The 21787-nt window shown below is 57.5% G+C and carries 24 protein-coding genes and 1 other RNA gene; 7 read left to right on the top strand and 18 right to left on the bottom strand.

Annotated features, from left to right (window positions below; genetic code table 11):
• Window positions 1–8: 8 nt before the first annotated feature.
• Window positions 9–86: a 50S ribosomal protein bL37 gene (locus tag QDX22_RS12045; RefSeq protein WP_369859877.1), complete on the top strand. Its 78-nt coding sequence runs from the start codon at window positions 9–11 to the stop codon at window positions 84–86.
• A 75-nt stretch (window positions 87–161) separates the two neighbouring features.
• Here QDX22_RS12045 and rsrA read toward each other — a convergent pair whose 3' ends face one another.
• Both rsrA and QDX22_RS00645 read right to left on the bottom strand, forming a co-directional pair.
• A complete protein-coding gene (rsrA, locus tag QDX22_RS00650; protein ID WP_110098691.1) occupies window positions 162–425 on the bottom strand; it encodes a mycothiol system anti-sigma-R factor in 264 nt (87 codons plus the stop codon).
• Window positions 426–474: 49 nt separating this feature from the next.
• Window positions 475–1143 (bottom strand): sigma-70 family RNA polymerase sigma factor, encoded by a 669-nt coding sequence (locus tag QDX22_RS00645; protein ID WP_233242779.1) that lies wholly within the window; start codon window positions 1141–1143, stop codon window positions 475–477.
• Window positions 1144–1411: 268 nt separating this feature from the next.
• Here QDX22_RS00645 and aroA point away from each other — a divergent pair, with 268 nt between their 5' ends.
• From aroA to QDX22_RS00620, 5 genes are read left to right on the top strand one after another with little or no spacing between them, the layout of a single operon-like run.
• Complete coding sequence (gene aroA, locus QDX22_RS00640) at window positions 1412–2806, top strand: 3-phosphoshikimate 1-carboxyvinyltransferase (RefSeq protein WP_110100273.1); 1395 nt, start codon at window positions 1412–1414, stop codon at window positions 2804–2806.
• Window positions 2803–3921, top strand: a complete 1119-nt coding sequence (rsgA, locus tag QDX22_RS00635; protein WP_110100272.1) for a ribosome small subunit-dependent GTPase A — start codon at window positions 2803–2805, stop codon at window positions 3919–3921. Before aroA ends, rsgA begins: the two co-directional genes overlap by 4 nt.
• A gap of 4 nt (window positions 3922–3925) precedes the next feature.
• Window positions 3926–4759 carry a histidinol-phosphatase gene (gene hisN / locus QDX22_RS00630; protein WP_279717907.1) on the top strand — a complete coding sequence of 278 codons (834 nt, stop codon included), beginning with the start codon at window positions 3926–3928 and terminating at the stop codon, window positions 4757–4759.
• Window positions 4756–5319: a fluoride efflux transporter FluC gene (locus QDX22_RS00625; protein ID WP_110098637.1), complete on the top strand. Its 564-nt coding sequence runs from the start codon at window positions 4756–4758 to the stop codon at window positions 5317–5319. Before hisN ends, QDX22_RS00625 begins: the two co-directional genes overlap by 4 nt.
• Window positions 5316–5672: a fluoride efflux transporter FluC gene (locus tag QDX22_RS00620; protein ID WP_158278408.1), complete on the top strand. Its 357-nt coding sequence runs from the start codon at window positions 5316–5318 to the stop codon at window positions 5670–5672. Before QDX22_RS00625 ends, QDX22_RS00620 begins: the two co-directional genes overlap by 4 nt.
• Window positions 5673–5708: 36 nt before the next feature.
• Here the strand turns inward: QDX22_RS00620 and QDX22_RS00615 are convergent, their stop codons facing one another.
• From QDX22_RS00615 to QDX22_RS00605, 3 genes are all read right to left on the bottom strand, one after another.
• Window positions 5709–6170 (bottom strand): DUF779 domain-containing protein, encoded by a 462-nt coding sequence (locus QDX22_RS00615; RefSeq protein WP_110098635.1) that lies wholly within the window; start codon window positions 6168–6170, stop codon window positions 5709–5711.
• Between the two features lie 104 nt (window positions 6171–6274).
• Window positions 6275–7798 carry an acetaldehyde dehydrogenase ExaC gene (exaC, locus tag QDX22_RS00610; RefSeq protein WP_110100270.1) on the bottom strand — a complete coding sequence of 508 codons (1524 nt, stop codon included), beginning with the start codon at window positions 7796–7798 and terminating at the stop codon, window positions 6275–6277.
• 69 nt (window positions 7799–7867) lie between these two features.
• Window positions 7868–9154: a helix-turn-helix domain-containing protein gene (locus QDX22_RS00605; RefSeq protein ID WP_110100269.1), complete on the bottom strand. Its 1287-nt coding sequence runs from the start codon at window positions 9152–9154 to the stop codon at window positions 7868–7870.
• Between the two features lie 286 nt (window positions 9155–9440).
• On the opposite strand from QDX22_RS00605, the gene brnQ reads away from it, so the two are divergent.
• Window positions 9441–10868 carry a branched-chain amino acid transport system II carrier protein gene (brnQ, locus tag QDX22_RS00600; protein ID WP_183145568.1) on the top strand — a complete coding sequence of 476 codons (1428 nt, stop codon included), beginning with the start codon at window positions 9441–9443 and terminating at the stop codon, window positions 10866–10868.
• Window positions 10869–11082: 214 nt separating this feature from the next.
• Here the strand turns inward: brnQ and ssrA are convergent.
• The 13 genes from ssrA to QDX22_RS00535 all read right to left on the bottom strand — a co-directional run bounded on the left by ssrA (window position 11083) and on the right by QDX22_RS00535 (window position 21518).
• Window positions 11083–11452, bottom strand: a transfer-messenger RNA (tmRNA) gene (ssrA, locus tag QDX22_RS00595).
• A 113-nt stretch (window positions 11453–11565) separates the two neighbouring features.
• Window positions 11566–12081 carry an SsrA-binding protein SmpB gene (gene smpB, locus QDX22_RS00590; protein WP_110098630.1) on the bottom strand — a complete coding sequence of 172 codons (516 nt, stop codon included), beginning with the start codon at window positions 12079–12081 and terminating at the stop codon, window positions 11566–11568.
• 133 nt (window positions 12082–12214) lie between these two features.
• Complete coding sequence (locus QDX22_RS00585) at window positions 12215–13825, bottom strand: M23 family metallopeptidase (protein WP_110109995.1); 1611 nt, start codon at window positions 13823–13825, stop codon at window positions 12215–12217.
• Window positions 13826–13884: 59 nt separating this feature from the next.
• Window positions 13885–14799 carry a permease-like cell division protein FtsX gene (ftsX, locus tag QDX22_RS00580; RefSeq protein ID WP_110098628.1) on the bottom strand — a complete coding sequence of 305 codons (915 nt, stop codon included), beginning with the start codon at window positions 14797–14799 and terminating at the stop codon, window positions 13885–13887.
• A complete protein-coding gene (ftsE, locus tag QDX22_RS00575) occupies window positions 14796–15599 on the bottom strand; it encodes a cell division ATP-binding protein FtsE (protein ID WP_110100268.1) in 804 nt (267 codons plus the stop codon). The genes ftsX and ftsE overlap by 4 nt, the downstream gene beginning before the upstream one ends.
• A gap of 144 nt (window positions 15600–15743) precedes the next feature.
• Window positions 15744–16868 carry a peptide chain release factor 2 gene (gene prfB / locus QDX22_RS00570; RefSeq protein ID WP_110098626.1) on the bottom strand — a complete coding sequence of 375 codons (1125 nt, stop codon included), beginning with the start codon at window positions 16866–16868 and terminating at the stop codon, window positions 15744–15746.
• 45 nt (window positions 16869–16913) lie between these two features.
• Complete coding sequence (locus tag QDX22_RS00565; protein ID WP_279673667.1) at window positions 16914–17363, bottom strand: hypothetical protein; 450 nt, start codon at window positions 17361–17363, stop codon at window positions 16914–16916.
• Between the two features lie 25 nt (window positions 17364–17388).
• Window positions 17389–17778 carry a hypothetical protein gene (locus QDX22_RS00560; protein WP_110098624.1) on the bottom strand — a complete coding sequence of 130 codons (390 nt, stop codon included), beginning with the start codon at window positions 17776–17778 and terminating at the stop codon, window positions 17389–17391.
• A 34-nt stretch (window positions 17779–17812) separates the two neighbouring features.
• Window positions 17813–18217, bottom strand: coding sequence for a TadE/TadG family type IV pilus assembly protein (locus QDX22_RS00555; RefSeq protein ID WP_110100265.1), 405 nt, complete (start codon window positions 18215–18217; stop codon window positions 17813–17815).
• A gap of 1 nt (window position 18218) precedes the next feature.
• Window positions 18219–18416: a hypothetical protein gene (locus QDX22_RS00550; protein ID WP_110098622.1), complete on the bottom strand. Its 198-nt coding sequence runs from the start codon at window positions 18414–18416 to the stop codon at window positions 18219–18221.
• Between the two features lie 92 nt (window positions 18417–18508).
• Window positions 18509–19444: a type II secretion system F family protein gene (locus tag QDX22_RS00545; RefSeq protein WP_110100264.1), complete on the bottom strand. Its 936-nt coding sequence runs from the start codon at window positions 19442–19444 to the stop codon at window positions 18509–18511.
• On the bottom strand, window positions 19441–20295 hold the full coding sequence (locus QDX22_RS00540; protein ID WP_110100263.1) for a type II secretion system F family protein: 855 nt from the start codon (window positions 20293–20295) through the stop codon (window positions 19441–19443). The genes QDX22_RS00545 and QDX22_RS00540 overlap by 4 nt, the downstream gene beginning before the upstream one ends.
• Window positions 20292–21518, bottom strand: a complete 1227-nt coding sequence (locus tag QDX22_RS00535) for a TadA family conjugal transfer-associated ATPase (protein ID WP_110098619.1) — start codon at window positions 21516–21518, stop codon at window positions 20292–20294. Before QDX22_RS00535 ends, QDX22_RS00540 begins: the two co-directional genes overlap by 4 nt.
• Window positions 21519–21787 lie beyond the last annotated feature (269 nt).

Here is a 21787-nt window from a genome sequence, read left to right as displayed (position 1 = left end):
GTTGCGCCATGGGTAAGCGTGGTCGTAAGCGCAAGGATCGTCGCAAGAATAAGGCCAATGGCGGAAAACGCCCTAATGCTGGCTAACGTGGCGTGAGGCCACACAAGATTTTCCCGAAGGTGGACGAATTTTTTCGTCCACCTTCGTTGTATTTCGAAGGGTTAGTGTGAACTTTCTGCCCGAATCTCACTGATACGCACCATGATTTTCGACTTCAGCGAATCCGGGGCCTTTTCAGTACAGGACCGACGGACCACCGAGCGAATAATGCATTCCAAGTCATATTCTGCACTACACTCTTCGCACTCATTCAGGTGCCCCTGTACATCTTCAATATCACTGTGGGAGAGCACCCCATCAAGATACTCATAAATTCGTTGGATACGGGAATCGGAAGGATTACCACTCTCCCGGCAGCCTGTCACATTGCAGTGTGCATCGTCTGGTGTCTGCCCCATGAGCGAACCTTCCTCCTTACTTTTTCGTCTTCTGTTTCGTTTGGTCTTCCACTGCTGCTCGGATCCCCCGGTCCGCGGCATAGTCCGTAAGCCGTTCCCGCAACATTTTCCGACCCCGGTGCAGTCGCGACATCACCGTTCCAATGGGAACATCGAGGATCTCAGAAATTTCCTTATAGGCAAATCCCTCAACATCGGCGAAATACACCGCCAGCCGGAACTCTTCCGGAATCTCTTGCAGAGCTTTTTTCACATCAGCATCCGGCAACCGATCCAGGGCCTCTGTCTCCGCCGACCGCAACCCTGTTGAGGAGTGCTCGGCGGCTTGGACCATATGCCAGTCCTCGACGTCCTCGGTGCCCGATTCCTGAGGCGAACGCTGACGCTTGCGGTACAAGTTGATGTAGGTATTGGTCAGAATCCGGTACAACCAGGCCCGCAAATTCGTGCCCGGCTTGTACTGGTGGAACGAGGAAAATGCCTTGGTAAAGGCTTCCTGGACGAGATCTTCAGCATCGGCGGGATTCCGTGTCATGCGCAAGGCGCCAGCATAAAGCTGGTCCACGTACTGCATGGCGTCCCGCTCGAAGCGTTCTTTGCGCTGTTCGAGAGACTCGGTTTTCGGATCGATGCGGTCGGTGTCTGGCGAGGAGTCTGCGGACGGGGCAGGATCTGTCGTACTCATTACAGCCCAGTCTAAGCGCTGTTGAGTCCGTCCCGTGCCATGTGGCCGTGCCGGTGTCTTCGCTACTGCCGTTGGCATCGAGCTCCTCCTCCACATTCTCTGTCCGTCAGGTCCGATACGCCCAGCGAGCGGTGACCGACACTGTTCTACTAACCCGTATAGCTCTCCGGCGGTCTCAGATATTCCTCAGCATTCGGTTCGCTATGCCACAGTCGCTAGGCTAGAACCTAGTTCATCAGACGTCACCGGCTGAAACGAGATATCGTTCGTGTCCTCACCTTCCCTTGCTGATCATCCCGCCGACAAGCTCTGGCAGGCCCCCCACGCCAGGGGCCCCGTACGGGCCACCGTAGAGATCCCCGGCTCCAAATCACTAAGCAATCGCTATCTGGTGCTAGCGGCTCTGGCTAAGGCCCCGAGCGAATTGACCGGGGTACTCGACTCCCGCGATACCGCGCTGATGAGGGACGCCTTGGAAGCCCTGGGTGCAACCATCACCCCCGGCGATGCACCGGGAAGCTATCGCATCACCCCACTGAAACCCGGCACCCACTTCGCGGAACCGCTCACCATTGAGGTGGGCCTGGCCGGGACGGTGATGCGCTTTATTCCCCCTGTTGCCGCCCTGATGCAGGCTGAGGTCCACTGCGTGGGTGACCCCGAAGCCAGTGCCCGCCCGATGGGCCCCTTGCTGGAGGGGCTGCGTCAGGCCGGAGTGCGCATCACCGCAGAGACTACCCCGGTGGCTCATCTGCCTTTCACGGTCTACGGCACCGGCTCCGTGCCCGGCGGCACTGTTTGTATCGACGCGAGCGGTTCCTCCCAGTTTGTATCCGGTCTTTTGCTCTGCGCGGCCCACTACGAGCGCGGACTGTCGATCCGTCACACCGGGTCCAGGGTTCCCAGCCCAGAACACGTTGGCATGACTCTCAAGGTCCTCGCCGAGGTCGGCGTCGAGACCGCGTCCCCGGAGCCCGGGCACTGGATCGTCTCCCCTGGCCCCATCCGAGCCCGCAACACCGCGGTCGAGCCCGACCTGTCTAACGCTGGCGTGTACTTGGCCGCCGCGGTGATCACCGGTGGAAGGGTCTCCATCCCCCACTGGCCCCGGGAGACCACCCAGATTGGTGACCGGTGGCAGCAGATCCTGCCACGGTTCGGCGCCGATGTGCAGTGGGCTCCAAACCCCGAGGATGACGCCTCTGGCACCCTGACAGTCACCGGTCAAACAGATTCGACTGGGAAACCGATCATCCTCGGTGCCGGGGAAATTGCCGGCGCCGCCGAGTTGGTGCCGACCATTGCGGCCCTAGCCCTTGTCGCAGATTCCGAGACCGCACTGACCGGGATCGGTCATTTGCGCGGCCACGAAACCGACCGATTGCACGCCATCGTCACCGAGGCCACGAAACTCGGCGCCCGGGTTCATGCCACCGACACCGCCCTGTACTTCAGCCCGTCGGAGCAGTTGCGCCCGGCGACCTTGGATTCCTGGGCCGACCACCGGATGGCAACCTTCGGCGCGCTGGCCGGTTTGCACATCCCCGGGGTCAGCGTCCGTGATATCACCACCACCTCCAAAACCATGCCACGGTTCCCGCTGGCTTGGTCGGAGCTCTTCGGCCTCGAGGCCACGGCAGAGAGGACGATGGTACAAGGATGAGCCGGTTCACCATTGATTACTCCGATTTTGACGAGTCGTCGGCCCGCACTCGCCCATCCAAGCGGGGCTCCCGGCCGCGCACTAAGCAACGCCCTGAGCACCACGACGCCGCGTTGGGACGAGTCATCGCCGTAGATCGCGGTCGCTATACGGTCTACCTGCCCGCACAACAACCCGGAGGACGTTCCTCCACCCTGCATCAGCCACGTACTGTGGTCGCGATGCGCGCCAAAGAGATGCGCCGAACCGCGATCGTGGTCGGTGACCGGGTGGCTGTGGTCGGCGATCTCTCCGGGGCCGACGGAACCCTGGCCCGCATCGTGCGCCTAGCAGACCGCCAGAGCGTACTGCGCCGCTCGGCCGATGACTCCGACACCTATGAGCGCATCGTGGTCGCCAACGTGGATCTGCTCGTGATCGTCGTCGCCGCCGCTGATCCGGAACCGCGCACCGGTTTTATCGATCGCGCCCTGGTTGCAGCCTTTGATGCCGGCATTACACCCCTGTTGTGTGTAACCAAAACCGATGTGGCTTCTGCCCAACCCCTCGTCGACCACTACGCCGATGTTGATCTGGAGATCATTACCACCTCAGGGGATCCACACACTGCCGATCACACTGAGCTGAATGCCGAGGACGTCCACCGGCTCGCTGAGCGTCTCACCGGACACCGTAGCGCACTTGTGGGGCCCTCCGGCGTCGGCAAGTCCACCTTGCTCAACGCGCTGACCGGCGCTGACCGCGCCACCGGTCACATCAATCCCACCACCGGACGCGGCCGACACACCTCCTCCTCGGCGGTAGCGGTCCCATTGCGTGGCGAGCACACCGATGACACCGAACCGTCCTGGCTCATCGATACCCCCGGAATCCGTTCCTTTGGGCTCGGACTGGTCGATCCTGATGACGTGGTGGCCGGATTCCAGGAACTTCTGCCTGCTATTGCCGATTGCCCACGCGGGTGCACCCACCGTGAGCAAGCCCGCGAGTGTGCCCTGGATGACTGGGTGGACTCCGGTCACGCTGGAAGTTCTGGGCCGGCCCGGTTGGCCTCGTTGCGCCGATTACTCGCCAACCGTGTTTCCAGCCCCGGCGACGAGGTAGCAAGAGGGTAATCTAATGAGCATGGCACTCGACAACAGCTGGCAAGGCTACCGTGATGACCTGAATCTCGCGCTGACCATTGCCGATAGCGTAGACGCCGTCACGACCGCTCGCTTTCACGCTCAAGACCTTCAGGTCTCCACCAAGCCAGACCTCACCCCGGTCACCGATGCCGATCGAGCCGCCGAGCAGCACATTCGCAACCAGCTAGCCCGTGCCCGCCCCCGCGATGCGATCTTGGGTGAAGAATTCGGTACCGAGGGCAATTCCTCCCGACGCTGGATCATCGATCCGATCGACGGAACCAAGAACTTTGTGCGAGGGGTGCCCGTGTGGGCCACGCTCATCGCCCTGGTCGAAGACGGGATCCCTGTCGTTGGCGTCGTTTCGGCCCCGGCACTACACCGGCGCTGGTGGGCCGCTCAAGGAAGTGGTGCCTTCACCGGTCGGTCGCTGGCTCGAGCAACCCAGCTTCATGCCTCCAACGTGAGCGTGATTGATGACGCGTCGCTGTCTTTCTCCTCGCTGGAGGGCTGGCGCCACCGCGGTAATATTCGCGATTTTTTGGAATTGACCTCAACAGTCTGGCGGGTGCGGGCCTACGGGGATTTTTGGTCCTACATGCTCGTGGCCGAAGGCGCAGTCGACATCGCCTGCGAGCCAGAACTCGAACTCTACGACATGGCCGCGCTCGTGCCGATCGTGACCGAAGCCGGTGGTCGGTTCACCTCACTGGACGGAGAACCCGGACCCTACGGCGGACATGCACTGGCCACCAATGACCTGCTGCACGATGAGGTCCTGGAGCGTCTCAACCCCAGCCTGCGCGGACAACAACGAGCCCAATGACGAAAACTATCGGCACCAGGGTCCGAGCTCGACTACACCCCGCCGTCCTCTTGGCCGTGGGGCTAGCCGGTGTGACCGGAGCCGTGGTGCGCTGGCTGGTCACCGTGGTCTTCCCCAACCCCAGTCTCACCCCCGGTGGCCTGACCACAGTCCCCCATGGACTCGGGTTTTCCTCGACCATCTGGGAACTGATCGTCATTAACCTCATCGGATCTTTTCTCCTCGGCATCGTCAGCGGCAGGCTGGCGACCTCACCCCGAGTGCAACGCCAACACCTGCCCAGCTGGCTACCACCAGCACTCACCACCGGTTTTCTCGGGTCCTTCACCACTGTCTCCGCCATGATGGTCTCCTACACCACCGGAGTCTGGGTATTAGGCTCAGTCGTCGGGCCCTCACCTGCCACCACTGTTGTCATCGCGATGCTCAGTGGCGCGCTACTGCTAGCCGGTGTGCTCGTGGCCGGCACCGCAGTCGCGCTGTGGGGCTACCGGCTGGGTTCCCGCCACTGTGCTTCAAGGCCAAGTCACCCGGCGCCCAGCACAGAGGAGTCGGCGTGATCGCCATCGCGTTCGTGGTAGCCGCTTTTTTCGGAGCCGTTACCCGCTACGTGGCGGATGTTTTGCTTCCGCGCTACGGTATTTTGCTCGCTAACATCGCTGGGTCGGCCATCGCCGGTGTGGTCGGTGGTTTGATGCTCGGTTATGCGGATCTGGCCGAACAGGCCAGGCTGATTTGGATTACGGCGTTAGCAGGTTCGCTCACCACATTCTCCACGGTCTCCATGTCCACCGCCCACCACGTCATGGCTGGAAACCTTGGGCGAGCGGTTGGCACCTGGACTCTTCACATCGTCGCCAGTCTGGCCGTGGCCACTCTGGGATTCACCCTGGCTATCACGTCGTTTAGCTGATTTCGCACCCCCAAAGATTCGCAACGTTGCCAAGCGCTACTGATCCAATAAATTCGAACGGATCAAGAACCGTTTGCCTTCCGGGGCTTCCACCGAGAAGCCTGCGCCACGGCCGTCGACAACATCTAAACACAGCCGAGTATGTTTCCAGACCTGAAACTGTTCAGCGGATATCCAGAACGGTAGCGTCTGACCTTCGCGGTCAGGTCGGTGGCCTTCACCTGGCGGGCCGGACATCTCGAACGTGCCCAGTAAAACGTCTGAGGCGCCCGTCTTAAAATCTCCGATCGGGAAACACATCGGCGAGGAGCCATCACAACATCCGCCTGACTGGTGAAACAGCAGGGGACCATGAAAAGCCCAAAGCTTTTGCAACAGTTCAAAGGCAGATCGAGTCATCGATACCCGGGAAAAATCTTCTCCGCTTATTTCTGGGCGGGCGACCAAAAATATCTCTGGGTCCGCGTTCTTCTCGGCAGTGTCGCTATGTGACGACATGGTGCCCTCCTTTCAGGGTATGCTTCACAGAAGCGTTGACCGGGCCCAGAACGCCACAGCATCCGCAGGCCCGGTCTTGTTCACTCAGTTGCTTTCGCTCGCGTTTAGAAGAAACCTAAAGCGGAATCGGAATAGGACACCAATAGGTTCTTCGTTTGTTGGTAATGCTCCAACATCATCAGGTGCGTTTCGCGTCCAATACCGGAGGACTTATACCCGCCAAAGGCCGAGTGGGCCGGATAACTGTGATAATTATTCACCCACACACGGCCCGCTTGAATATCTCGACCAGCCCGATAGGCTCTCGTACCATTCCGCGACCACACGCCAGCGCCCAAACCGTAGAGCGTGTTATTTGCAATCGAGATTGCCTCGTCGTAATCCGCGAAGGTCGTGACAGCGACGACAGGACCGAAGATCTCTTCCTGGAAGACACGCATATCATTCTTCCCTTTAAAGATAGTGGGTTGGACATAGAACCCCTCCGCGAGGTCTCCCTCCAGTTCAGCACGGCCACCGCCTGTCAGGACTTCCGCGCCTTCCTTAACTCCAATGTCCAGGTAAGACAGGATCTTCTCGAGCTGATCATTGGAAGCCTGTGCACCAATGACCGTGTCCGAATTGAGCGGGTCACCGTGACTAATGCGCTGAGTGCGAGCTACCGCCTGCTCCAAGAAGTCATCGGCGATCGATTCCTGCACGAGCGCTCGAGACGGGCAGGTGCAGACTTCGCCCTGATTGAGTGCAAAGAGCACAAACCCTTCTTGTGCTTTGTCGAAGAACGCATCATCGGCAGCCATCACGTCCTCGAAGAAAATATTTGGGGACTTACCACCTAGCTCCAGGGTTACGGGGATAATGTTTTCTGACGCATACTGCATGATGAGTCGACCTGTGGTGGTCTCGCCGGTAAAAGCAATCTTTCGAATCCGCGGATTCGAAGCCAATGGCTTACCGGCTTCCAGCCCAAATCCATTGACCACGTTGACGACCCCCGCAGGCAGCAGGTCCCCAATTAACTCCAACAGCACCAGAATCGAAGCCGGAGTTTGCTCAGCTGGCTTGAGCACGACAGCGTTTCCTGCTGCCAGCGCTGGAGCCAGTTTCCACACCGCCATCAACAGCGGGAAGTTCCAGGGAATGATTTGCCCGACAACGCCCAGCGGTTCGTGAAAATGATACGCGGTGGTGTCATCGTCAATTTGGGACAGCCGACCCTCTTGAGCGCGTATCGCCCCTGCGTAATAGCGGAAGTGGTCAATCGCCAAGGGAAGATCTGCGTTTAGGGGTTCTCGGATGGCTTTACCATTATCCCAGGTCTCAGCCACCGCAAGCTCTTCAAGATGTTGCTCCATCCGGTCCGCGATCTTCAACAGAACTCCGGCCCGTTCGGCCGCCGAGGCTTTGCCCCACGCTGATGCTGCAGCTTGTGCCGCATCGATCGCGACGTCAATGTCCTCCGCGGTTCCGCGAGCGACCTCGGTGAAGACTTTGCCGGTCACTGGAGTAATATTCTCGAAGTACTGACCTTTGACTGGTGCAACCCACTCGCCACCGATGTAATGGTCGTATCGTGATTTAAATTCCACCAGCGCGCCAGGCTGGCCGGGGTGTGCATATTGTGTCATCCTGACCTCCTAAAAACGGGAGTCCGTTGTTACGGTTACTCTTCAGAGACTCCTTGAATATGATCCTAATCACATGCCGGTTGCAGGCGGGTTGCAACGCATCCCGTCGATTTCACCAGTGCGCTCGAGGTTCAAGACAATTTCCGTTCGGCGCGGATGCTGCTCGGGCAGAATTTTGAGTGCAAGCATCATGACTTGCTCGTCTTCCTCGTCGTGACACGTATCGAGATACTTCAGCACTTGCTCGGCATTGGCTCTCTCCAGAACGAGCTCTCGTAACCACGTCGCCACTCGATGGCGCACCTCAAATACCCCCGGCGCGCCACTCTCTGGCAAGAACGATTGACTGCCGAAACCCAACGCCTGGTCAAGATCACCAGAGCGCAAGGCGTTCCATAGTTCCACGACATCAAGCTCCAGCGACGCCACAAGCCGATAGGGTCGAGACTCGACTTCAACAGCAAGCGCCGGTCGCGCAGCTAGGAATTTTCGCAAGCGGGTCATTTCAGCGCGCACCGTGACCACGTGCTCACCAGAGCCGAAAAGTTGCTCACTCAGCTCTTCCGCGCTCATGCCTCGACCGCGCTGATGTGCCTCCCAGCACAACAAGAAAAGAATTTCCGCATGACGTTGGCTCAGCTCTACGGCATTTCCCGCACCATCGACCAGCAAGGGCTTGGCTCGGCCGACCGCACTCAGTGTCGTGGGCCCAAGCCCCGCCTGCACCCCACCGTGATAGAGACACGTTGGCATGCGGTCCGCGTAGAGCTCTCGCAGGTATCCTTCGCAAGCTAATCCGGTGGCTTTCATCAACGCCAGCGCATGCCCGGCAACGGCACGATCACCGCCCGTAATGTCCAGGGCCCCTAAGATCTTTCCGGTAATCGGGTCGCGAACAGGGACTGCGGTGCACGAGAAGCATTGGATATGGAGGGCAAAATGTTGTGTTCGTGCCACTTGAACCGGACGTCCGGTGACTAAAGCAACCGCAGGGGCGGACGTGCCCATGCTTTGCTCCGCCCAATTGGCGCCAGGACCGAAGGATAGATCCTCCGCAAGAGTCCGCGTGTGGTGGTCGCCCTCCACCCAGAGTAAGGTGCCGGCGTAATCGACGACGGCCACAATTAACCCTGACTCAGCCACGGAGTCCGTCAACACACTCCGCACCATTGGTAACAAAGCAGCAAGGGGGTGGTTTCTTCGATAGTCATCCAACTTCAGCCCGTCGTAGAACAACGGGGCGTCAGTCGACTCGGCGTCAAGAGAATGAGCGCGAGAGCGACGCCACGAGGCTTCCAACTCCGGAGGTAGCCCGCGGTAACTCGGACCACCGCTTGCGACCAGTCCTTCTCTCATCTGAGACCCACCTCAAAGAAGAGCGCTTGAATGTGATCATCATCACATACTCTAGGTGAGCCAAATACCCCTTGACAAGACCAACTCCCAGATCGAGACAGGTGAAGCTAGTTGGCTGTACTGACCGGACACGTTATTCGATGGACACGTAGACCGACTCCTCCACTGACCCTCTAACCAATTCGAGACGTCGGGAAATCTAGCTACCAATATCAGTAGCGTGAGCCACCAGACATTATCCTAAGGTGAGTCACTGCACCTCAGACGCTCAAGGATGGCCCCATCTATGGCTTCACCGACCACATTGTCGTCGAAGAAAACCGTCACAACAGTCTTCGCCGTTGGTTTGATGTTGTTCTCGATGTTTTTTGGGGCCGGGAACCTGATTTTCCCGCCCATGCTCGGTATCGAGTCCGGCGATCGGTTTGCGCCTGCAATCACCGGCTTCCTGGTGGCCGGCGTGGTCCTACCGGTCATCACGATCATTGCTGTCGCAGTGTCTGGTTCCGGCGTCAGGGATATGGCCTCTCGAGCTGGCGTCATTTTCGGTGTCATCTTCTCAGTGGTTGTCTATCTCTCCATCGGTTCGTTTTACGCCATGCCACGCGTGGCAGCGATCGGTTACGAACTCGGCATTGAATCCACCTTTGGACTATCCGGTACAGGCTGGCGCGTGTTCTTTACCGGGCTCTTCTTTGCCGTCGCGTTCGTCATTGTGCTATTCCCAGGCAAGGTGGCCGACTCCTTGGGTAAAGTCCTCACCCCCGCCCTGCTCATTCTGTTGACCGTGATGACCATCGCCGTTATTGCGTCCATGAATAATCCCCCGGTAGCTCCCACCGAGGAATACGCTTCCAGCCCGCTGATCGCCGGAATTCTTCAGGGCTACTTCACCATGGATTCCATTGCCGCTCTGGCATTCGCCATCGTGGTGGTCTCCAGCTTCGGCGCTGCTGGCATAACCAACCACAAGAGAGTGGTAAAGCTCAGCGCAATCTCGGCCTGTATCGCCGGCTTCTTCCTCATGCTGGTTTACCTCGGTCTGGGCTTTATGGGCACGCGCATGCCGAATAAAGAAAGTTATTCCGATGGCGCAGAAATTCTGTCCAGCGCGTCGAAGCTGACTTTGGGATTGACCGGAGACATCATCTTCTCCGCTGTGGTTCTGCTGGCATGCCTGACCACCGCGGTTGGTCTGATTGCTGCCTCAGCGTCGTTCTTTGAAGAACTACTCCCCCAGCTGTCCTACCGTAGCTGGGCAATGATCTTCACCGTGATCGCATTCACTCTTGCTAATCTCGGCCTGGAACGCATCCTGACGTTCTCGACACCCATCATCGGACTGATCTACCCACCCGCAATAGCCTTAATCGTCACCAGCTTGGTCCACCTGCTGGTCCCGCGTCGCCAGTTACCACTGACCTACCGCACCGGTGTCTATGTCGCGCTGATCTTCTCGGCCCTTGATCTGATCGTGTCCAACAATCTGTTCGGTGCTGAGGTCCTGGCCGAGCCACTGGCGATCATCCCGTTGTTCTCAGCGGGACTGGGATGGATGGTCCCCACCGTCGTGGCAGCAACCATTGCCTTCATCTTCGATATGCAGCGCGGCCTGACCCGAGATGATGACCTCGTCTCAGGAGAAATCCGCGACCCTCTCCAAAGAGATGAGACGCCATCGTCCGACACGAGCCAGGCACTGAATCGCTCCTAGAGGCTCGCCTTTGACGCAAAGACCCTGTTCACAAATCGATGACATGAGCGGGGCTCGGTCGTCTTATTCCCAGTTAGCCCCCATCCTGCCGAGTTCTTCCCTGCAATCCGTGACATGTCGAACGTGGACCCTTTGTTTGAGGATGAGCGTGATTCCGCTACTTCCCTTTATGTGCAACGAAAAAGCCCGCCAACTCAACGAGTTAGCGGGCCTAGGGTGGAGACGCCGGGAATCGAACCCGGGTCCGATGTGAACTTCAGTAGGCTTCTCCGTGCGCAGTCTGTTCTGAAGTTTTATCGACCTCGATCGTCCCACAGACAGGCGATCGTTCAGGTCTAGTCGGCTTCAGGTCTTCGTTGATTCCCCCGACAGGGTCAACGAACAGTGGCTATCTAATCGACGCCAGACACCGGGCCGATAGCATTCCCGGGCTGACGGACTCGATCACTGATTAGGCAGCGAGAGCGAAGTCAGTGCGCTTAGATTCGGCACTTAATTGATTGCAAAGGGCGTTTACGAGATGACTTTGCGTCCTCGGCACGCTTCCCTTACCTCAACTCACATCGTCGAAACCGATCGTCCCCTCTTCGATTATGTTCCACGAAATCGTGGATACACCAGAATAACCCGTCGAAAGTCCGCCCGCAAGTCACGCGAGCTCCCTGATTGCCCGGGAGCTGTGTTCTTCTGCAAAGAGCTAAAACTCCAACGCGGAGACCCCGCGCCGGTTGGCTTGCCGCATCGCTCGTTGTGCCTCACGCGCATCTTGCTGCTCACGAAGTGCTTGGCGCTTGTCAAAGTCACGCTTACCCTCGGCAACGGCGATCTCTACCTTGGCGATACCATTCTTAAAATAGAGCTTAAGTGGCACAATGGTAACGCCTTTGTCCTGGACAGCGCGCTCAAGCCGATTCAATTCTGCACGGTGTAGTAGCAATTTTCTCCGGCGTCGCGATGCATGGTTCGTCCAAGAACCGTTGAGGTATTCAGGAATGTAGACCTGTTCGAGGTAGAGCTCACCATTGGTAAACTGGGCGAACCCATCACCAATCGAGGCTTGTCCCTCGCGTAGTGATTTAACCTCAGTTCCCATCAGAGACAGCCCGGCTTCATAGGTATCTTTGATCGTGTAGTTGTGACGAGCTTTCCGGTTCGAGGCAACAACCTGGCTATTGGGGTCAGGTGTTTTTTTCCCGTTCGATTTCTTCGCCATCGTCAGCCTCACCTCTTCCCCAAGATCTCGTTGAACATACCGGGCACATCTTGTCGATCAACCCAAAAATTATACACGTCGGCCCTCTCCGAAGTCATCTAACGGGTCAGAGAGGGTCGCGACGTGGAAATAGTTAGAGCAAGCCCTCGGGGTCAACCGCGGTCCCGTCTAACAGCGTTTCAAAGTGCAAATGGCACCCGGTGGAGTTACCGGTTGTGCCGGTATAACCGATGACGTCACCCTGGTTGACCTTCTGACCTGGACTGACGACGTAACGGGTCATGTGATGGTACTTTGTGGCCAATAGCCGACCGTTAACCTGCCCGTGCGAAATGACGACGCGACGACCCGAGGTCCACACGGCCCAGTCAGCGTTCATGACCGTGCCGGACGCGGCGGCCTTGATCGGTAGACCACAGCCACCGCCATAGTCGATTCCGGTGTGAACGTATCCGCCAGCTCCTCCATAGTCAAAAGTTCCGGCTGGGGTGGGACGCCACCCAAATCCAGAAGTCTGGTAGGTATTGAGGGGAGGAACCAGACCCCACGCCGAGGAACTGCTGGAAGGTTTCGAGGATCCCGAGGAGCCCGATGATTTGGACGACTCGTTGGCCGCAGCCTCTTCTGTGACTTTTTGGTCTGCGTCACGCGAGGCCTTAGAGGCTTCTTCGGCCTTTTTCCGTGCTTCTTCAGCCTCCTTGCGCTGACGTTCCGACGCCTTAGCGGCCGCTGCTCGTTCCTCTGCTTCACGAGCCTTACGTTCCGCTTCTTCTGCTTCCTTGCGTTTGCGTTCAGCCTCTTCGACTGCCTCTTGGTATTGGCCTTCTAAGTCCGAGGTTGCTGATTCTTGATCGAGCAACTCCCGCTGACGCTGAGCGATGTCTTCGTTCACCGAAGATTGCTCGGCGCGGTTCTCGTCGATCTGCTTCTGAATCTTCGGACGTTCGGCCTTCAGTTCTTCAGTGAGCCGCTCGGTGTCGGATACCATCGTGTCCAATTCCTTCTTTGCGGCTCGAGCCTCGTCACGGGCTTTTTCTTCAGCTTCGAGAGCTTCCTCGGCCTGTGCCTGTAGCTCTTCGATTTCTTGTTCCACGCCGGCGAGACGTGCGTCCGCATTACGGTCGGTTGCTGCCTGCTGGGAGGCCTGGGAAGACCGTGAGGATTGGATGCGTAGCGCCTGCTGAGTCAGTCCCATAGTCTCGGGCAGGGAGGAATCAGAAACACCGAGCATAAACGACAGATCTTGCGAGACCCCGCCACGCCGGTAGGCCTGGTGGGCAATCTGGCCAACTTCCTCGCGCGCTTGTGCAACCTGTTGTTCCGAGTCATCGATCTCGGCCTGAATTTCCTGACGACGTTGCTGGGCTGAGGTCAATCGACTCTTGAGCGACTGCACTTCATCCACGGCAGCTTGCACTCGAGACTCTGCGTCTTCAACAGCCTGTTGCGCACCGGGCAACTGCTCTTGCAACTCGTTGAGCTCCGTGACCTTTTTCCGGATGTCCTCATCGAGCCCTTCCAGGTTGGCATTCAAGTCGCCCCGGTCAGACTCCAGTTTTTGCTTTTGGCTTTCCAAATCCGACAAGGAATCAGACAAGTCTGATTCCTGCTGACGCGATTCGTCCAGCTGCTGTTGCAACTCATCGACCTTATCCTGCGCATGGGCTGGCGCGATACTGCTGACTGTCAGCACCGCCATCAAGCCAGTCGCAATAACACACAGAGGTAGCCGGTTACGGCTCATGAAAAGTACTCCTTCACGGAACGGGGGAAGACGAAGGACTCAAGCAGGCCACTGCCGAGCTAGACCTTGAGGTATCGCCGCAATGTCAACCAGGACGAGACCGCAGCCAGAACCACGGCAATCACTATCAACAATGGTATGAGAACGAGGGCATCTTGCCCGGATATAAAGCCAGTGTCTGGATATTGGGTGGCCAACCAGTTACCAACAAAGAACTCTGCCAGTGCCCACGTCGTCACCGATGCCAGCACCGCGCCAAGGACCGCCGCCAACACACCTTCTGCCAGAAACGGGAGTTGGATCATGGATTTGGAGGCGCCGACCAAGCGCATAATCCCGGTCTCGCGTCGGCGGGAGAAGGCGGAGAGCCGGATGGTGGTCGCGATCAAAAGCGTTGCTGTCACCAACATCACCACGGCCAGTCCGACCGCAACGACTGAGGCGATGTTCATGATTGCAAATAACGACTCCAGCAATTCTCGCTGATCTGAGACCTCCTCAACGCCCGGCATATTGGCGAACATCTCGTTGATCACTTCGTATTGTTCGGGGTCTACCAATTTCACCCGGAATGATTCCGGGAGCTGGTCAGCCGTGACTACCTCAGCCATTTCGGAGTTGGCAAACTGCTCTTGGAAAATCTCCAACGCCATCTCTTGAGACTCGTACTCGTAGCTGTCGACATACTCTGCTGCTTGCGGCGATTCGAGCTGGTCTTCAATGGCCTGGCGTTGTTCATCGGTCACCGCGCCCGCCGAACAGGCCGCCGACAGGGAATTTTCGGTACACAAGAAGATCGCCACTTCAACCCGGTCGTACCAATAGCCCTTCATCTGGTTAATTTGTTGCTGAAGGAGACCGGCGGCTCCGACGAAGGTCAGGGACACAAAAGTCACCAGAATGACCGAGATGACCATCGAGAGGTTTCGGCGAATACCAGAGAAAGTCTCGCCGAAAATAAACCTAACTCTCACTGCTGACCCTCCTGGACGATCTGTTCCTGAACTGCCTCACCGCGCCGTGTGGCACGACGTGGCATCGGCTGGTCATCTCCATAGGCCTGCAGCTGGCGCTCGTGTTCAGGACTAATGGAGGGAGAGTAACCGCCTTCGGCTTCATCACGCACAATACGACCATCCACAAGTTCCACCACACGCTTTTTCATCGAGTTAACGATGTCGTGATCGTGGGTCGCCATCACCACGGTAGTGCCGTTCTGGTTGATCTTGTCCAGAACTTCCATAATTCCCCAGGACGTTTCGGGGTCGAGGTTACCGGTGGGCTCATCGGCCAACAGAATCGCCGGGCGGTTCACAACCGCACGAGCAATCGCCACGCGCTGTTGCTCACCACCGGATAGCTCGTGTGGCATCCGCTTCTCTTTCCCCGCCAACCCCACGGTCTCGAGCACATCGGGCACGTTTTGGCTGATCAAGGCATTACGTTTGCCTAACACTTGCATTGCAAAGGCCACGTTGGCAAACACGGTTTTGTTCGGCAACAACCGAAAGTCCTGAAAGACCACGCCCAAACCGCGTCGCAGGTGAGGAACCCGCCAGCTCGGCAGTTTGGCGACGTTTTTTCCTGAGACGTAGACGGAACCGGAGCTTGCACGTTCTTCTCGCTGGACCAGTCGGATAAAAGTTGATTTACCGGATCCGGAGGCACCAACTAAGAAGACGAACTCACCGCGTTCTATTTCAACGGTCACGTCTTCGAGTGCTGGTCGCGAGGTACGGTGATAAACCTTCGTGACATCTTCGAATCGAATCATGTTCTACTCCGACCGGGCAGAATACCCGCCGGCGGTGTGGCCTAATCGGGGAAGTCTTCCAGCGCCGGCCCTTCAAGAATAGTCACGAATTGGTAACCGTTGTGGGAGGCTGAGCCATGAGAGATGCTGTGTCGCCGAAGTCGATTAGTTCTCGTCCTCGCCGTCATGCCGGTCACCGGCACGCCACCGGATGCCAGCATCGATAAAGTCATCAATTTCGCCGTTGAAGACCTTGTCGGGGTTACCTTCCTCGTGCCCGGTCCGCAGATCTTTCACCATCTGATAGGGATTGAGCACATAAGAGCGCATTTGATCACCCCAGCTGGCTTTTACGTCACCGGCGAGTTCTTTCTTCTTGGCATCTTCTTCCTGCTGGCGTAGCAACAGCAACCGCGACTGCAAGACCCGCAGGGCAGCAGCGCGGTTTTGAATCTGAGACTTCTCGTTCTGCATCGACACCACGATCCCGGTGGGAATATGGGTCATACGCACCGCAGAGTCGGTGGTGTTGACCGACTGACCACCAGGGCCTGAGGAACGGAACACATCGATCTTCAGCTCTGTCTCGGGAATCTCCAGCGAGTCATCGGATTCAATCACCGGCACGACTTCAACCGCGGCGAAGGAGGTCTGTCGACGTCCCTGGTTGTCGAAAGGAGAAATACGGACCAAACGGTGCGTTCCGGCTTCAACCGATAACGTTCCATATGCGTATTCAGCATTGACCTCAAAAGTTGCCGACTTCATCCCAGCTTCTTCGGCATAAGAGGTGTCCATCACCTTGGTCGGGTACCCGTGGCGTTCGGCCCAGCGCAAATACATTCGCATCAGCATCTCGGCGAAGTCGGCAGCATCCACACCACCGGCACCGGAACGAACAGTCACCACCGCCTCGCGCTCATCATATTCACCGTTGAGTAGCGTGACAGTTTCTAGCTGGCTAAGTGCATCGCGGATGCTGGAGAGCTCACTGGCCGCGTCATCCAAAATGGCCGGTTCTGACTCTTCCCTGGCCAATTCCACCATGACTTCGAGATCGTCAATGCGTGATTCCATGGTGGTCAACCGTTCCAGTTCGTGCTGACGCCTCGAGAGCTTGGAGGTGATTTTTTGAGCCTCATCAGGGTTGTCCCATAGATCAGGTGCCGCGGCCTGACGGGATAGCTCCTCGACGTCAGCGCGAATCTGCGGCAAGTCGGAAACTTCCGCAATCGAGGCATAGGTAGAACGTAGACCCGCGATCTCGGCGGGGAAATCAATTTCAGCCATGACCCTCCAAGCCTACGTCATCTGAGCCGGAGGGCAGAAAACGACTCAGCGTTGCAGACTGGTGCGAGCGCTGGACTCTGCGTGAACCTCTACCCCATCGGGAAGAAACCAACTCACCACCGGGACCTCCGCCTGTGCAGTCAACTCCACCACCACTGTATCCCCGCCAAGGACTCGGACATCGACGACGTCAAGGTCGCCGAACCGCTGGTAGGCCCCCGAAGAATTGAGATAGTCTTCAACCCGACCCCGGGCCGACCGGGCATTGAGTCTTGGCGTTTGGGTTACCACGCTGTTGCTATTGGGTTCTGAGATGGCAGGTGTATCAAGACGAAAGTCGGCGGCCGCCACGGATGCCACAGTGTCGGCGGTCGATAGGAGCTTGCGCGACTGGAGATTGACCTGCGTGATTGCCAAGATCGTGACCGCACAGGACAACAAGACGGCGCATATCCCCATCAGCAAAATGCTGGTCTGTCCTGAATCTTCGCACATTCGGACACGCCATCGAGCTAGTACCTTACTCAAATTCACCCACTTGATAGTCAGCGACTGAGTTCAACGTGGCCACGCTGGTCGGGTTACCTAAGATACTGGGAACCAGCGGAAGACCCACACTAGTGGATATTTCGATCTGCGCTAGTGAGCCCGGAGCGGTGCAACTGTCTGGTGAGCAGTGAATGGCGACGGTAATTTGGTCTGGATCAACGCCGTAATCCTCCACGGTTCGCTCAATGCTGGCTCTGGCTCGTTGCTCGCCCTGTTCATCGTCCGAAGCCTGCGCAAGCATTCTCACGCCCTGATCAGCCGCTGCAACGGTGGCGTAGCCGGCGGATTGGATCTGGGCGATGAGTACTAAGAAATAGATCACCGGCACCAGTAGTACGGCAGCAAGTACCGTGAATTCCACGGTCGAAGACCCCTCATCGGCGCGATGGTCGCATCTATTGGGTGAAGCTATACGCATGGCCACTCACCTCCCACGTGACAGGAGCGGCGACGAACCCAACCATGGGAATGCCGTGCTCGACGGTGATGGTAATCAACTCCGCTCCATCACCACCGGGTACTGCGGAAACCTGAGCACTCACCTGAGCCTGCGAAGCCCCCGGTATCGACTCGGTCAGCAACGTCTCGGCCCGCTCCACGCCGTCGCTGACGGACTTATCAGCTAGCCCCGCATAACGGGCGCCTGCTGAGGCCGCGTCAATCATCGTATTGCGCGTGTGAATAATGACCGCTAGTTGCATGATCGAAACCATCAGCACCGCAATGACGGCGATGATCATGGTTGATTCCGCCACGGCGGAGCCACGCTCACGTCGCAACGAGCCGATGGATTCCCACATCTTAGTTTGTTGAAACTTGATCGATCGCCTGGTTGAAGAGGTCTGCCAGAGCCGGGCCGGCAAGTGCCAGCAGGCCAGCCACCAGCACAGCCGACATCAGGGTAATCATCACCCAGCCTGGAACATCTCCTCGTTCATCTCGTCCCAGGCGCTGGAGTGAATTGGACATCCAGATCATCAACGTAATCAGGCTCTTCATAGTGTGTCTCCTTCTTGTCGTGACTTACTCGTCGTGGATTTCTGGTCATTCCTTTTTTTGGGGGGTGATCTAGTCTGTATTGCTCGAAACTCTCAAACACCGAGGTTCAATAGCGAGAGGCCCGGATAGACGGCAAAGAGGACTGTCAGAGGCAGGATGCCGAAGATCAATGGGGCCATCATGCCGATCTCTTTCTTGCCCGCGACTTCCATCAAGTTTCGTTTCGACATCTCACGGACATCATGGGCTTGTGCCCTTAAGACCTGCGACAGCGGAGTACCGCGTTCCAAGGCCACCAAGAGCCCAGAGATGAATCGTTCGACGGCCGGTATCTGGACCCGGTGGTCACAGGACCGCAGGGCAGTAGCGAAGCTGGAACCGGCATGGAGATCTCGCATCACGCGATCAAATTCGGTAGCCAGCTCTCCCTCAGCGGAGTTGGCCACCCGTTCGATGGCACCCTGTGCAGTGTCTCCGGCCGATACTGACAAAGCAACTAGTTCGGTCACGGTGGGAAACTCCGCCAAGATACGGGCTTTGCGACGAGATACCTGGGAGCTGAGAACATTATCCCGCAAGAAGAAACCCAGGACGCCAAGGCCAAGAACCACGATGACGCCTAGCAGGGGCGTGAGTGAGTAGTTCACGGCAAGCCCGATACTGACCACCATTCCGGCGGATGCTCCAAGTAGGGCATACATGAGTTGCTCTGTGCGATACTGTGCCACGGTCATCTCGAGGCCAGCACTCCACAGTTTTCTCTGTAATTGGTCAGAACCGAGGTTCATCATATCCAGCAGTCTGGCCACTCGACCCAGCAACGGGGCGGCCAACTTGTAGATCGTACCGAGGACCCCACTGGGCCGAGCCGTCACCGGTGCCGTCGCAGGAGCAAATCCCCGGAGCTGAGGTTGGACGCGCTGGACTAGCGAGGGCGACCCACCTGTCCACACGACCAACATGATCAATACAAGACCGGTACCTAAAAGTGCCCCGCACCCTAAGGCCAACCAACTTGGCACGCTCATAAAACTCTCCTCTCAGCCGGAAGAGCCCCAATCCTGCGCATTAGCCAATAGCACAAGGCACTAACCACCACGCCGAACAGCAACACGAGCATGCCTGCCATCGTTTGATAAGCAGCCAACGCCTGCGGTTGTGTTGCCAAAAGTAGTAGCACGACCCACGGCGCGACCACAGCCAGACGCGCCCCGTTGATAGTCCAAGACTGTCGCGCTTCCAGTTCAGCTCGAGTTTGTGCCTCTTCACGCAAAAAGTCCGCCAAGGTCTCCAGTACTGCACCAATATCTGCGCTACCGACATCCCGGGTCATCATCAACGATGCCGCCAGCCGATCGGCTACTGGATCGGCCAGACGCTCCTTAAGGCGTGTTAGGGCACCAGAGAATCGCATTCCGGCCCGATAATCTGCGGTGAAATCTTCCAACGCGGGTCTGAGTTCTTCGGGACCGTGAATCGCCAATTGTGACAACGCCTCGGGCAACGTCAATCCGGCACGAATCGCGGACCGTAAATGGTCTACCGCCTCGGGCCATACCTCGCGCATCGTCGCTTGCCGTTTTCTGGCTGACGATTTCAAGATGCCAAATGGAAGCAGAGCTGCGAAGAGTCCAAAGCAGATCCCCAACGGAACCGCTCTCGTCAGGGCAATCATGACCAGCCCCACCACCAAAGCCAAAATGGCCGAACTAGCCACGACAGTGGGGACGGTAATGCGTTCGATCCCAGAACGAATAACCAGGTGCTGAAGTCCTGACACGCGAGAGGGCTTGCGACTCTCCTGGGCAGGCTGGGCCCACCATGACAGCCAAATCAGGAGTAGCCCGACCCCTAGGATGAGCCCGAGCAACACGCTCATGCGTTCGCGCCCATCAAAGCGCGGACGTCCATACCGTGGTCACGAAACTTTTTGCTATCCACCAAGCCGCTGGGGTTAAAAACTAGTTCGTGCTCTGGTCGATGAAAGACTGGAGCCGATTCGATCACACCGGCTTCGACACGTTGCCCGACCGCACGGATCTCAGCTATCCGTCGCTGTCCTCGGCGGTCTTTTTCACAGTGCACCACCAGGTCAAAACAACTGGTCACCGTCGGGACCACGAATTGTGAGGTGATATTGTCCCCTGCCAATAAAGGTAGCGTGCAGATTTTGGTGAGTGCATCCTGGGCACTGTTGGCGTGCACCGAGCACATTCCCGACAGTCCGGCGTTCATCGCAATGAGCATGTCCAAGCTTTCGGCCTCGCGGACCTCTCCGACAATAATCCGGTCCGGACGCATCCGCAGGGCTTCTTTTACCAGGCGACGCAACGAAATCTCACCATAACCTTCCAGATTGGCCTGCCGACACTGCATGCTCACCACGTCACGAACCGGTATCTGCAGTTCAAAGATCTCCTCAACGGTAATCACTCGCTCTCTGGCCCCGATGGCAGCGGATAGACAATTCAACAGAGTGGTTTTCCCGGCTTGAGTGGCACCGGACACCAGAATGTTCAGCCCGGCAGTCACGGCAGCCTCTAAAAACATGGCGGCTTGAGCGGTTAGCGAGCGGGTACGGACCAAATCCTGAAGGTTGTGCGCTCGAACAACGAATTTTCGAATGTTAACGGCCCAGTGTTGTGCCGTAATCTCCGGAATAACCACGTGGAGCCGTGATCCGTCGGGTAAGGCAGCGTCAACGAACGGTGAGGACAGGTCGAGTCGACGCCCCGAACTTTTCAGCATCTTCTCGACCAAGTCTCGAACCTGTTGCGCACTCAACGAGACATTGGTCAACTCTGTGGTGCCACCGCGAGCGCAGAAAACTTGGTCGGGAGAGTTGATCCAGATTTCTTCGACAGAATCATCGTCCAGCAGCCGTTGCAGCGGTCCGAAACCAGCGACAGCGTCTAGCACGGCTTTTTGAGCAACCTCACGATCGGCCAAAACCGGCACGCTGCCTGTCAGTGAACGCGCATCATAGTTCTGTGTGACGTGGTAGACGAGGTCTCGAACTGCAGTGAGATCTTTAGAAGGGTCAATATTGGATCGGCGTATCTCTTCGCGAACTTCTGTTTCCAGTATGCGCAAAGCGTCCATCGAATCATTGCTCCCCTTCAGCAACCAAAACTGTCGTCTGACATCACAAAACTGTGACCCCACTCACTGTAAACAATAAATTGAGCTGAGAAAACAGTGGTTCCTGAAATTTCTGGATAATTTATATTATCCACAGGTCTTACAAATACTCTCGACGCATTCGTACCCGGCGACGAAGATAGAACCGACCAGAAACCCATGACACACCGGATTGACGATGCTTCTTGAGCTCTTCGGACTAGCAACTCCGCAACCGCCCCGATGGGTGC

Origin of the sequence: Auritidibacter ignavus, from assembly GCF_029853775.1 — a bacterium.
Lineage (GTDB): Bacteria > Actinomycetota > Actinomycetes > Actinomycetales > Micrococcaceae > Auritidibacter > Auritidibacter ignavus.
This window is presented reverse-complemented; position numbering and strand designations above follow the sequence as displayed.